This window comes from Streptomyces krungchingensis (genome assembly GCF_054729265.1).
Window position 1 is genome coordinate 372,948 of the sequence record NZ_JBPUKY010000001.1, and the last position, 12,609, is coordinate 385,556.

11 protein-coding genes are annotated in these 12,609 nt (G+C 68.7%); 6 read left to right on the top strand and 5 right to left on the bottom strand.

Translation table 11 applies throughout. The features are described 5' to 3' along the window. Positions 1-241: 241 nt before the first annotated feature. On the bottom strand, positions 242-958 hold the full coding sequence (locus ACSYGO_RS01780; protein ID WP_426681265.1) for a hypothetical protein: 717 nt from the start codon (positions 956-958) through the stop codon (positions 242-244). Between the two features lie 498 nt (positions 959-1,456). Then, positions 1,457-1,777, bottom strand: a complete 321-nt coding sequence (locus tag ACSYGO_RS01785; protein WP_460385543.1) for a hypothetical protein — start codon at positions 1,775-1,777, stop codon at positions 1,457-1,459. A 354-nt stretch (positions 1,778-2,131) separates the two neighbouring features. Here ACSYGO_RS01785 and ACSYGO_RS01790 point away from each other — a divergent pair, with 354 nt between their 5' ends. From ACSYGO_RS01790 to ACSYGO_RS01800, 3 genes are all read left to right on the top strand, one after another. Next, positions 2,132-3,103: an NAD(P)-dependent alcohol dehydrogenase gene (locus tag ACSYGO_RS01790; protein ID WP_426681267.1), complete on the top strand. Its 972-nt coding sequence runs from the start codon at positions 2,132-2,134 to the stop codon at positions 3,101-3,103. 341 nt (positions 3,104-3,444) lie between these two features. Continuing rightward, a complete protein-coding gene (locus ACSYGO_RS01795; RefSeq protein WP_432173532.1) occupies positions 3,445-3,798 on the top strand; it encodes a hypothetical protein in 354 nt (117 codons plus the stop codon). Positions 3,799-3,867: 69 nt separating this feature from the next. Then, positions 3,868-4,044, top strand: a complete 177-nt coding sequence (locus ACSYGO_RS01800; protein ID WP_426681269.1) for a hypothetical protein — start codon at positions 3,868-3,870, stop codon at positions 4,042-4,044. A gap of 174 nt (positions 4,045-4,218) precedes the next feature. Here ACSYGO_RS01800 and ACSYGO_RS01805 read toward each other — a convergent pair whose 3' ends face one another. After that, the gene (locus tag ACSYGO_RS01805) at positions 4,219-4,746 is read right to left on the bottom strand and encodes a YbhB/YbcL family Raf kinase inhibitor-like protein (RefSeq protein WP_460385544.1); all 528 of its coding nucleotides are present in this window, start codon (positions 4,744-4,746) and stop codon (positions 4,219-4,221) included. Positions 4,747-5,236: 490 nt separating this feature from the next. On the opposite strand from ACSYGO_RS01805, the gene ACSYGO_RS01810 reads away from it, so the two are divergent. Beyond that, positions 5,237-6,247, top strand: coding sequence for an NAD(P)-dependent alcohol dehydrogenase (locus tag ACSYGO_RS01810; protein ID WP_460385545.1), 1,011 nt, complete (start codon positions 5,237-5,239; stop codon positions 6,245-6,247). A gap of 134 nt (positions 6,248-6,381) precedes the next feature. On the opposite strand, the gene ACSYGO_RS01815 is transcribed toward ACSYGO_RS01810, so the two are convergent. Next, positions 6,382-8,076, bottom strand: coding sequence for an FAD-dependent oxidoreductase (locus tag ACSYGO_RS01815; RefSeq protein ID WP_460385546.1), 1,695 nt, complete (start codon positions 8,074-8,076; stop codon positions 6,382-6,384). A gap of 55 nt (positions 8,077-8,131) precedes the next feature. After that, positions 8,132-10,546 (bottom strand): SpoIIE family protein phosphatase, encoded by a 2,415-nt coding sequence (locus ACSYGO_RS01820; protein WP_460385547.1) that lies wholly within the window; start codon positions 10,544-10,546, stop codon positions 8,132-8,134. Positions 10,547-10,794: 248 nt separating this feature from the next. On the opposite strand from ACSYGO_RS01820, the gene ACSYGO_RS01825 reads away from it, so the two are divergent. Beyond that, positions 10,795-11,784: a helix-turn-helix domain-containing protein gene (locus ACSYGO_RS01825; protein WP_460385548.1), complete on the top strand. Its 990-nt coding sequence runs from the start codon at positions 10,795-10,797 to the stop codon at positions 11,782-11,784. Between the two features lie 305 nt (positions 11,785-12,089). After that, positions 12,090-12,608 carry a (2Fe-2S)-binding protein gene (locus tag ACSYGO_RS01830; RefSeq protein ID WP_460385550.1) on the top strand — a complete coding sequence of 173 codons (519 nt, stop codon included), beginning with the start codon at positions 12,090-12,092 and terminating at the stop codon, positions 12,606-12,608. Position 12,609 lies beyond the last annotated feature (1 nt).

The following is a 12,609-nucleotide window of genomic DNA, read 5'->3' on the forward strand; positions in this document are numbered from 1 at the left end:
AGGCGGTGTCTTGAGGCCAGAACCCCTTGAGACGAGGAGGACAGCTCGACGGTCCCGGCACAGAGGTCACGGCCGTGACTCGTCACGCCGTACGTCTCGGTGACGACTGCTCCGAGCCGGGCGCGATGGGGTGCCGGCCGGCGGGCAGCGGGCAGTCTCGTAGGCGTCGCCGACGAGAACCACGGCGAAGGGCCCCGCCGACTCTTCCTGCGGGGCCCTTCGTTCACGCCGGACCGTCGTGTCAGACGGTCTTCTCCAGCTTGGTGACCTGCGCCTGCATGACAGCGGCAGGCACCTCGGGCGCCTTTCCGCCCAAGGCGTTCATCGCGTAGAAGACGACCAGGGTCGAGCCGCTGCGGACGACGGAGTAGGTGACCGGGAACTTCTCGCCCTCGATGTCACTGGTCATCGTGTACGACACCGACTCGTCGCCGAGGCCGGGGTCCTTGAGAGGCTTGACGCCGGTGTACTGGTAGTCGGTGTGCTCGTAGGAGTTGCACTCCTTGCTCTGCGTTCGCAGGTCGGCCACCACCTTCTTGGCGTCGGCCTCCTTCTGCGCGAGCAAGCCCATGCGCAGCAGCGTGCCGTCGGTCTGCGTCAGGCTGGTCAGCGAACGGGACACACGAGCCGTGGCGTCGGGCTCGGTGCCGAGCAGGAACATGTCCGCGATGGCCTGGCAGGTGGCGGGCTTCGCGGGCACGCTCACCTCCGGGATCTCGTCGTCGGGGGTGTTGCCGACGCGGTAGCCCTTCACGTCCGCCTTCGTGATCGCAGCCTTCGTCAACTGCGCCTCGGTGAGCGGCTTCAGACCCTCCTGCGCGGCGGGCGTGGCCTTCGCCGCAGGCTTCTTGGAGCCACTGTCCTTCTCGTCGGAGCCCTGCCCACCGCATGCGGCCGTCGCGCCGAGCGCCGCCGTCACACCGATACCGACCAGGACGCGTCCCAGAGCTGACTTCACGTTCGTTCCCACCTCATGTGTCCATGGGCGCGTCCAGATGCCGGTCGCGCCGCGCCGACATCAAAGCCCATGTCCAGCAGGCTTTGCCAGCTCGTTAGGGTCCCTTGGCGTAACGATCAGAGATCAGCGTTTTGGTTGTACGTCGCGAAAGTGGCGCTCGTCACACTCGGTCGTCGCGGGCTCAGGACTGCCGTGGTCAGGCCGCTCGTTCAGGAACAGTCGTAACGCTCGCGGTACGGCCGACCCGGGCAGGTACGGCACTCGAAGAGCACCGGTGGTCGGGCACGGCGCGGACGCGATCTCCGAGAGAGAAGTCATGGCTGCGATGCGGTGGCTGTCGTCCCGTGGCTGATTGACATGCCGGTGCAACTGACGCGGTAGACGGTAAACCCTGGGGGGTAGTGCCAGGACCCACGTCCGCCGCGGCGCGCGGCGGCGGAACCGGTGGACACCGGCTCGACACCGGCTTCGTGCACCGCCCGTGCCGACGGAGATCGGCTACCAGGTGTCGCCGGAGTGCCGCTCGCGACGGTCGCGGTAGTTGTCGATCAGGTTGCCGACCGTGTTGATGGTCCAGATGGTTCCGAGCGACAGACCGGCGAAGGCGATCAGGAATGCCGCGGCGGCCGAGGCCAGGAGGATCGCGCCGCCGGCGGGCTCCGCCGCCCGGATCAGTGCACCCACCTGTCCGCCTGCGGCTCCCACGGCCGGGACCAGGAGGGTCATGAGCAGTACCGGGCCGCGCCGTGGCCGGTCGTCGTCCTCGTCTGCCGACGCGTTGTACCGGCGTCCCTGCTGAAGTTCGTCCCGGCCCGTCACGAGGCCCAAGTCTGCCTTGTTCTGTGGGTGATGCAAGGGTTTTGGGATCACCGGCGTACGTGCCGTTCGGCAAGGGCACGAAGCCGGGAGTCCCTCGCGGGGAGGCACCCTGCCGGAGGCTCCAGCCATCGGCGCCTCGTCCGCGTCTCCGGCCGCGACGCCGAGACCGCCTCGGACCGCGCGAACGACCGGACCGACGGAACAGCATTTTCTGGAGGGCCAGTTGGTGGCCGTCCTGCTGGACACTCTGACTGGTTCCCGACCGGTCACGCGCCGGACTCTGGCGTACGGAGCGATCCGTGGAGACCATCCGGAGGAGAGCACCCCCGACACGGCCTCGGTGAGGGAGCCCAGATGAAGGCCATCGTCCAGGACGCCTACGGTTCCGTCGACCAGTTGCAGCTGCGGGACATCGATCCGCCGGTCCCCCGCGAGGACGAGGTGCTCGTGCGTGTGCACGCCGCGGGCGTCGACCCGAGCGTGTGGCACCTGATGACCGGACGGCCCTACTTCGCCCGTCTGAATCCGCAGATCGGTCTGCGGCGGCCCGCCCGTCGTGTGCGCGGCTGGGACGCCGCGGGGGTCGTCGAGGCGGTCGGAGCGGGCGTGACCTCGCTGAAGCCGGGCGACGAGGTCTTCGGCCAGTGCGACGGCTCCTTCGCCGAGTACGCGTGCGGAAAAGCCGAGCAGCTCGCCCCGAAGCCGACGAGCCTCTCGTTCGAGCAGGCCGCCGCCTTCCCGGTCTCCGCCGTGACCGCCCTCCAGGGGCTGGAGATGGCGCGTCCGGGTCCCGGCAGGGAAGTCCTGGTGATCGGCGCCTCGGGCGGCGTCGGCACGTACGCCGTGCAACTCGCCGTTCATTACGGGGCGCGGGTCACCGGCGTCTGCGGGACCGCCGGAGTGGGTCTTGTCCGCTCCCTCGGGGCCGACGACGTCATCGACTACACGCAGGAGGACATCACCGACCGGCCCACCCGCTACGACTTCGTCCTGGACGCCGCCGGCAACCGCTCGCTCTCCCGGCTGCGCCGTGTGCTGGCGCCGCGCGGCACCGTGGTCTTCGTCGGCGGTGAGAACGCCGGCCCCGTGTTCGGCGGCACCGACCGATGGGTGCGGGGTCTGGTGCTGTCCGTCTTCGTCCGGCAGAAGCTGCGCCCGGTGATCGCGATCACCCGGCGACAGGACCTGCTGACGCTCACCGGTCTCGCCGAGGCCGGCGCCGTCGAACCGGTCGTCGACCGCACCTATCCGCTGTCCGAAGCCGTGGACGCCGTACGTCACTTGGAGACGGGACACCCCCGAGGCAAGCTCGTCATCACTATCTGAGCGGTGACGGCCGTCGGCGCGCAGGGCCGGAGCCCGGCCCTGCGCCCGGCTGCCTGCCGCCTGCTGCCTGCTGCCTGCTGCCTGCTGCCTTCCGGTGATGTCACGTGGTCGTGCCGGAGTTCCGGGGATGCGGTGCGCAGATTCCGGTCCTCATATTTCGATGACCGACAACGCGGTAAGTGCCCTTATAGGCGGCCATATTTCGCGAGTTGTGGACGGCGGTGTAACGCGACCATGCCGGTAAGGCGCAGAAAGGGAGAGGAGTCGGCAAGCGCCTCGGTCCGAATTTCAGTACCTGGGCCGTCCTGCCGACACGACAACGCGTCAGATGGGAATTTCTCGTGAGCAACCCAGACCCGTATTCCGGGTACTCCACGTACAACCAGCCTGCGGGCCCGGAGCGCGCCGTGCGCCACCGCGACGGCGGACGACGGGCGGCGCTGGCGGTCTGCACGGTCGCGGACACCGCGGCCGGCCTGCTGGTTCTGTGGGTCCTGCTGTACCTGCTCGATGCGAACCAGGCGAATGTGTTCGTCGAATTCGTGCGGGGCACGGCGGACTGGCTGGCCTGGTGGTCGCAGGACATTTTCACGATGGACACAGAAGGCCTACGCGTCGTTCTCAATTATGGACTTCCGGCGGTTCTTTATTTGCTGATCGGTCACGGAATCGCTTCCCGGCTGAACCGGGCCTGACGGCCGGGCGAGCTTTTACCGGGGATCAGGAACGGTCACGGAAGAGACACGACAGCGGAAGGACCGGTAGTGACGCTCAGCCCTACCGAGAACATTCATCTCACGATCTACGACGACTTGGTCCGCGAGCGCGGCGACGTCGTCGCGGAGGCCAAGCTGGCTGCGGAGCACACGCGGCACCAGGCGGCTGCACTGCTCGGCAGCCCGGACGAGGCCTTCGCCCCCTGGCGGCCCGGAACGCCCTGACCGCAGGCCAGGACGACCGTCAGCCGACGTGACGCGGGGCCGGTTCCCGCAGCTCCGCGTGCGCACGGGTCCGGCTGGGTCACTGCCCGAGGCAGTGACCCAGCGGCCGCGGTGCCGAACATCCTGCTCAGCACTGCCGCTCACGCCGGTGGAGGCGTGGTCGGCCGGACCCGTTCATCGCTCGTAGGTGCCGTACATGGTCGCCCGCGCGAGGGCGTGAGTGAACAGCAGGAAATCCATGTAGGCGGGCGTGGTCGTCTCGTTCACCGGCAGTTCGTCCGCGTCGACGGCATGGACCACGAGGAAGTACCGGTCCGGCCCGTTGCCCGGTGGTGTCGCCGGACCGAGGTACCTTCTGTGGCCGGCGTCGTTGGCCAGTGTCACCGCGCTGCCGGGCAGGCTGCCACCGTCCCCTGCCCCGGCCGGCAGGTCGGTCACGGAGGCGGGCAGATTGGCCAGAGCCCAGTGCCAGAAGCCCGACGCGGTGGGCACGTCGGGGTCGAACATCGCGACCGTGAAGCTCCGCGTCTCCTCGGGAAAGCCGGACCAGCTCAGCTGCGGTGAGATGTCCTGTCCGCCCGCTCCGAGGATGCCGCTCACCTGCTCGCGGGCCAGTCGTCCGCCGTCGGCCACGGAATCCGAGGTCAGCGAGAAGGTCCTGATCGGCGGCATGAAGTCGTAGGGACCATACGGTTTGATCATGGCTGTCCTTTGCGAGGGCCTGCTCGGGTGAGGGGATCGTCCGTGCCTGCGCCCTCGCCGTCGACGGGATCCGTCGCGCTGAGAGGCCGACTTCAACGCTAGGACCGGCATGTCAGGCCGGCAATCCGGATCGGTCCCGCTCGACTGGCGCCGAGATTCCATCGCGTACGGTGCCGGCGCGGCGGCCGAAGTACCCGATGAGCGCCACCACGGCCTCACCGGGTTCATGAAGGCGACGAACTGCGGAGTGTCACGTGTGAGCACCTGCCGGTAGTGGAATCTACGCGCCAAGCCCGGATGCGCGGCCACCCCGGACACAGCAACCTGGTGATATCGCACGCGGCGGCCGCGACCGGGGACGGCACTCGGACACCGTCACGCCGAACGGCGCGCGCCGCGGCTCGACGGCGAAAGCGAGGCACCCCCCATGCAGATGCGAGCAGCTCGGATGCACGGTTACAACGAGCCTCTTCGGATCGAAGAGGTTCCCGTGCCCGAACCCGCACCGGACGAGATCCTGTTGAAGGTCGCCGCGACCGGCATGTGCCGAAGCGACTACCAGCTCGTCGATGGCTATTTCAAAGGCCCGTTCCCCGTGGACTTCCCCTACATCCCCGGCCATGAGGTCACCGGCCGAGTGGCGGGACTGGGCAGTGGCGTACCGCAGTCGATCGGCTACTCCGAGGGCGACACGGTGGTGGTCAACCCCAGTTGGGGCGACGGCACATGTCGCCAGTGCCGTGAAGGCAACGAGCAGTTGTGCAGCGGCACCGGTCGGTGGGTGGGCTTCGGTCCTCCGGGCGGTTTCGCCGAGTACATGGCCGTGGAACACCGTCATGCGATCCCGGTCTCCGAGGAGGCCGCGAAGACACCCGAGCTCCTCGCGCCCATGACCGACGCGGGGATGACACCGTACCGAGGGATGAAGAAGCTGCGGGACGCGGGCAAGCTCGGTGCGGGCCGCACCGTCGCGGTCACGGGCATCGGCGGTCTGGGCAGCTACGCGGTCCAGTACGCGAAGCTCCTCGGAAGCGGAGCGACGGTGGTGGCGCTCGCCCGTTCGGACAACAAGCTGGACGTGGCGAAGGAGAACGGCGCCGACCACGGCATCAACGTCAAGGACAAGTCCACCGAGGCCATCCAGGACGAACTGGAGCGGCTGACCGGCCGGAGAACGATCGACGCGATCCTGGACTGCGTCGGCAGCGACGCGTCCGTCTCCATGGGGTTCGACCTGCTGGGTCCTGAGGGCGCGTTGGCGGCCGTCGGTCTGATGAGCCACCGCGTGGAGCACAACCAGTTCCCCTTCGTGGGAACGGAGCTGTCCTACGTCGGTTCCTTCTGGGGCAACCACCTGGACCTGGTCGAGGTGCTCTCCCTAGCCGAGGCCGGCCTCGTCAAGCACAACGTCACCAGCGTCAAGCTCGATGACGTCAACGAGAATCTGGAAGCCCTGGGGCGCGGCGACGTCGTCGGGCGCCGGGTGATCGTCTTCGAATGAGGTCCGCGCCGCCGGCCGCGCCGTGAACTCGTCGCCCGCCGGCAGCCGAGGGCCGTGCCCGCCGCCCGCCTGCCCCGGGCGGGTGGCCGCCTGTACCCGCAGGCCGAGGCCGATCGTCCTGCTTCTTGCCGCCGTCAGACGCGCGAGCCGGCCGCTGCCAGGGCGCGGTGTATCTGGGAGATCACCACCGACCCTTCTCCCACGGCGGACGCCACGCGCTTCACCGAACCCGCTCGGACATCGCCGACCGCGAAGATGCCCGGCACGCTGGCCTCCATCGCCATCGGGCGGCGGTCCGAAGGGAACGCGGACGTGTCCATCACATCGCTGCCCACGCGAACGAATCCCTTCGGGTCGGTCTCCAGACAGCCGTTGAGCCAGTCCGTGTTGGGCACGGCGCCCAGCATCAGGAAGACATTGGACGTGGGATCCACGCGTGACTCCCCTGTCGCGCTGTTGCTCCAGCGCACGGCCTCCACATGGCCGTTGCCCCGCAACGCGGTGATCTCGGATCGCGGGTGCACCGAGATCTTCTCGGATGCCTCGATCCGGGTGAGCAGGTACTGGGACATGGAGTCGGCGAGCCCTCGTCCACGCACGAGGACGCGGACATGACGGGCGAACCGCGAGAGGAACACCGCTGCCTGGCCCGCGGAGTTCGCTCCGCCGACGACGAAGGCCTCTTCGTCCGCACAGAACGGCCCTTCGAGAGCCGTGGCGGCGTAGTGGACGCCGTTTCCCTCGAACTGGCCGAGTTCCGGCAGGTCCAGACGCCGGTAGTGAGCGCCCGTCGCCACCACGACGGTGCGGGCTGCGACCGCTTGGCCGTCACTGAGACGCAGGGTGAACGGGCAGCTCGCGCAGTCGACGCCCTCCACGGACCGGGGTATCGCGATGCGAGCGCCGAACTTCCGTGCCTGCACCTGGGCTCGTGCGGCGAGTTCATGGCCGCTGATGCCGAGCGGGAAGCCCAGATAGTTCTCGATCATCGAGGACGTACCCGCCTGTCCGCCGGGTGCGGTGGATTCGATCACGACCGTGCTGAGCCCCTCGGACGCGGCGTAGACGGCGGCGGCCAGACCGGACGGGCCGGCGCCGACCACGGCGACATCGACGGTTTCGAGATCGTTGAGAACCTCGACGATGCCTACGCAGCTGGCGACTTCAGCGATCGTCGGGTTCTCCAGGTAGCCCCCGGAGCGGCAGACGACGACCGGCCACCGGACCGACGTTCCCACGCCGTAACTGCCCAGAAGGGCACCTGCTTCGGACACTTCCGGATCGACATGGTGAACCGGATAGTCGTTGCGTTCCAGGAAACTTCGGATGCGGACGACATCCCTGGAACTGGGCGGTCCGGCGAGCACGACGGTTCCGAGCCCCAGCCGAATGTATCTCAGACGCCTCAGAATGAAGGCCTTCAGTACGATGCGAGCGATGTCCGGCTCGTTGGATATCATCCGGCGCAGCTGTGCGGGGCGCAGGTGGATCACCTCGCAGTCCTCGCCGGCCACCGCCTCGACCAGGGACTTCTGCCGGTTCAGGAGCGACAGCTCGCCCGTGAACTGGCCGGCGCCGTACACGGTGATGATCCGCTCCTCGTCCGACTCCCCCGGGCTGCCCTCCTGGTAGACATTGATCGTCCCGTCCAGAACGAGGTAGAAGTCGAAGTTCTGGGCACCGCGGGAGTACAGCACCTGACCTGCCTTCAGCCGGTCCCGAAACCCATATCGGCGGAAGCAGTCCACGTGTTCGTCCGAAAGGCGGGGGAAGACACTGTCGTCGTCGGCCGGTGCATCCAGGTTGCCTTCGTTCTCAAGGTAGTGCATGGCACCTTCTCGGGGGCGGTCGGAGTGACGGAGGCTCGAACCGTTGCCGCCGGCCTCACCCCACGGGTTCGGGAAGGCCCTGCTCGGCCCAGACGGTCTTGCCCTCCTCGGAATACCTGGTGCCCCACCGGTCGGAGAACCCGGCGGCGAGGAGGAGTCCCCTCCCTCCTTCTTCGGTGGTGCGGGCGTGCCGCAGCCGCGGCGAGGTGCTGCTGCCGTCGGAGACCTCGCAGGTCAGAGCGTGGGTGCGGATCAAGCGCAGGGTCACGGGAGGTCTGGCGTACCGGATGGCGTTGGTGACGAGTTCGCTGGCGATCAGTTCCGTCGTGAACGTCAGGTCGCTCATGCCCCACGCGGTGAGCTGCCGGGTCACGAGCGAGCGGGCCGTGGGGACGACGGAGGGCTCGCTCGGCAGGTCCCACGACGCGACCCGTGCCGGACCGAGCGTGTGCGTACGGGCGACCTGCACGACGGCGTCCTCGCTCGGCCGTTCCGGGAGGAAGGCGTCGGTCAGCAGGGTGCACGCCTGGCGCACAGGTCCTGCGAATCGGTCGAGGAGGGCGGCCGCACGCTCGCGCGCCGGCTCCACGGGCCACTCCTGGAAGAGACCCTGGGTGTACAGGGCCAGTGTCGAGCCCTCGGCCAGGGCGAGGTCGATCGTCTCGAAAGGCCCGTCGGAACAGCACAGGGCAGCTCCGGTCGGCTGCTTCAGGACGGTGTCCGTTCCGTCGGCGTGTACGACGACGGGCCAGGGGTGGCCGGCACTGGAGGCCGAGCAACGTCCCGACACGGGGTCGTAGATCAGGTAGAGGCATGTGGCGCCGGCCTCGTCCCCTTCCTCGGACCGCACAGTGTGATGCTCCGGTCGTTCTGTCTCCGTTCCGGGGTGCTCGCCCATGGTGAGCCGACGTGCGAGGTCGTCGAGCCGGGCGAGGAGTTCGTCCGGTTCCAGGTCCAGGTCCGACAAGGTGTGCACCGCTGCGCGCAGCCGGCCGGCGGCTGCCGCGGCCTGCAGGCCGCGGCCCGGCACACGGCCCGCGACAAGGGCTACGCGTGCTCCCGAGAGCGGTACGGCATCGACCCAGTCGCCGCCGGAGCCGGCTCGCACATAGGTGTGCGCCACATCAAGGGTGTCCGCCGGTGGAAGGTCTTCCGAGCGGAGGTCGCACTGCAAGGCGGCCAGCGCGTTGCGCTCACGCAGGTATCGGCGGGTGTTGTCGAGGCATGCGGCGGTGCGCAGGGCGAGTTCTCCGGCCAGGACCAGATCGTCCGGTTCGAAGGGCCTGCGGTGCCGGTCGCGGCCGAACACGGCGAGCCCGAGTGCCCTGTTCTGGGCGACCAGGGGGACGAGCATCAGGGAGTGGACCTCTTCGCCGCGTCCCGGCAAGGCGTTCAGCGCCTGCCGTCCGACAGTGTCGAGCGGGTCGAGGATGCGCGGTTCGAGGTCGGCGAGTACCTCGGCGGCCACAGTCACCGGTGGGACCGCACGGTCGGGGTGGGTCGCCGTCGGCGCTCTCTCGTCACGGAACCGCGAAGCCGCACGACGCAGTACGGTGTCGGGCCGCACCGGGCCGGCTTCGAGTTCCTCTCCTGCCAGGACCGGTTCCAGTACGTCCACCGCCATGGTGTCGGCCAGTCCGGGTACGGACACTTCGGCCAGGCCACGAGCGTTGTCCAGCACGTCCAGCGTCGCCCCGATCCGGGTGCCGGCCTGCGCGAGCACCTGCAGCCGCCGCTGTGCGAGGTGGCGGTCGGTCACATCGACGGTGGCGTCGGCGAGGCCCAGGAGGCGGCCCTGATCGCTCACCAGCGGGAAGACGGAGGCCGAATAGACGTGTTCGTGATCGGGGTCTCCCGGTGGGCACATCCGCTTCTCGACGCCGATCGCCGGCCGACCGGTGTCGAGCACCTCCTCCATCACGCGCTCCATCGCCTCCACGGCGACGCCGGGCCATGCCTCGGCGGGGCGCTTGCCGACGGCGTCCGCGAGGGAGGTGTGCTCCATGCCCTCCGCCGTGGGGTTGAACCGGATGACCCGCAGATCAGGGTCGAAGAGATACAGGCCCACGGGCGAGACCGTGAAGAGGGTCTCCAGGAGGGCTTGGTGCAGTTCCGACGTCGCATCCTCCCCATCCACCGGTGTGACCGTGACCTCCCATCGCGTCTCGCCGCCGCCCACGCGATCACGACGCACGTCCAACCGGCAGGACAAGCACGCTCCGTCCGTGCCGTGCGGCCGAACCGTGAGGCCGTCACCGATGCCGAGGGCGCGCTCCGCGGGCACGACGTCGGCGAGCAGATCGCCCACCGAGCGCCCCAGCACCGCGCGAGCGGGACGGCCGAGCAATCGTTCAGCCGCGGGACTCCATCCGACGACCACGCCCGCGTGATCAATGAGGATGTGGGCCGGTTCTTCCGCCCGGACCACCGTGTGATCGCCATCGCGCCGGGTGGCCTGAGATGCACCCATGGTCGTCAGCTCACATTCGCTTCAGAACTCGGTACGCCCCCAGTGTCCTCCGAGACGGCGACAGGTCGCACGCTCACATCAGCGACAGGGTGGCACCCGAATCCGCACGTCCCGACCGCCGTCACGCCGCGCGCCGACACGCGCGCAAGTGCGCTGAGCTTCACACATCCGTAGATTGGTGACTCTCGATGCCCCCCATGCCGCCGCGGCCGGACACGTCAGGACGTCCGGGCGCCGCGAGGACCGTCATGGAAGCCGGAACACCCACCCCATCGCCCAAGAGCAGCCCACTCCCGCTGGCGTCACTGAACATCGCACCACAGCCACTGGAGGGAGCGCGTCGTCTGCTGCACGAGTGGAAGCCCCGGATCTGGCGGCACTGCACAGGGCTCTGTCTCCCGGCGTACTCGGGCATCAGGGGATTCCGTTTCGAGGCCCACGGATTCGTGCTCAGAGACCTGTCCTACGCCCACCAGCACACCGACGAGATCACCGGAGTGTCGGGGGGCGGTTCCACGATCGACCCGGTCGTCCTTCAGTACGTCCTCACCGGATGGATCCGCTTCGAGAACAGGATCAGCGCCTTCACCCTCGAACCCGGCAAGCTGTTGATCCGCGACACGGCCACGCCGTGGCGCTTCCTGGTCGGTCACGCCACCGTCTCCCGTTGGATGACGGTCCCCAGACCTCTGCTCGCCCACCACCTCGGCGGATCGCACGTCCTCCGCCCGTACGTGCTGTGCGACCTCGCCGATCCGCAGGCCCATGTCCTGATCTCGTACCTGGAGACGCTCCGGAACGGCGACGCGGTGCACGCGCTCTGCCCCGCCGGGCGCCAGGCTGCCCAGGAAGCAGCCCTGTGCCTGCTCGGCGGAGTCGTCAGCGAGCGGGGCACGACCGACTCGCAGCAGCTCGGCACCGCGATCGTCGCCGTGGCGAAGCGGACCATCGACCGACATCTCGATGATCCTTCCCTGTCTCCCGCTGCGATCGCCGCGGCACTCGGAGTGTCCGTCCGCACGCTCCACCGTTCCTTCGCCGCCGAGGGCGAGACCCCGATGGCGTACCTGCGGCGACGCCGCCTGGGCGCGGCACGCGACGAACTGGCGCGGGCCGGCGCAGCGGCGAGGATCGCCGACGTGGCCGCTCACTGGAAGTTCTCGGATGCCAGCCACTTCACACGGCAGTTCAAAGAGGCGTACGGCACGACGCCCACCACCTTCCTGCGACACGTGTGAGCCCCGACTTTCCTGCGACACGTGTGAGCCCCGACGGCATCATGTGCCCCGGTCAGGAGCACACTTCAACTTCTGCGGGCCGGACGCAACGTCGTTAGGCTTGGGCAACAGCAATGACGGGTTGGTCATGTTCTCCGGTGGACGTCTCCAAGACAGGGCCCTCGCTCCCTGTAGGCGCTCACATCCGTAGTGTCCCGGCCGGGACGGCCATGCTGTGAGACACAGCGCTGCGCATCGACGCACGGGCGTGTGTGGAACCCCTGGCCCGGCAGATGCTCCGCCCGAGAGATCGGAATCGAGGCGCCATGAAGCATGTGGAAGCCGAGGCGCGGACGGCAGGACAAGCGCCGCCGGAAGTACCCCAGGTCGACGTGACCTTGAACGTGAACGGCACACCGCACCGGCTCCGCCTGGACACGCGGGTCACACTGCTCGACGCGCTGCGTGACCATCTGGGCCTGACCGGGGCGAAGAAGGGCTGCGACCAGGGTGCGTGCGGGGCCTGCACGGTCATGGTCGACGGGAAGCGCGTGGTGTCGTGTCTCGCGCTGGCCGCCCAGTGCGAGGGGCGCGGGATCACCACCGTGGAGTCGCTGTCCGTGGACGGTGAGCCGCACCCCATGCAGGCGGCGTTCGCCCGTCACGACGCGTTTCAGTGCGGTTACTGCACGCCGGGGCAGATCATGTCCGCGGTGTGCCTCATCGCCGAGGGACGTGCGAACTCGGAAGAGGACATCCGCGAGTTCATGAGCGGCAACCTCTGCCGCTGCGGCGCCTATCCGAACATTCGCGCCGCAATTCGCGATGTGGCCGCGGAGGGGTGAC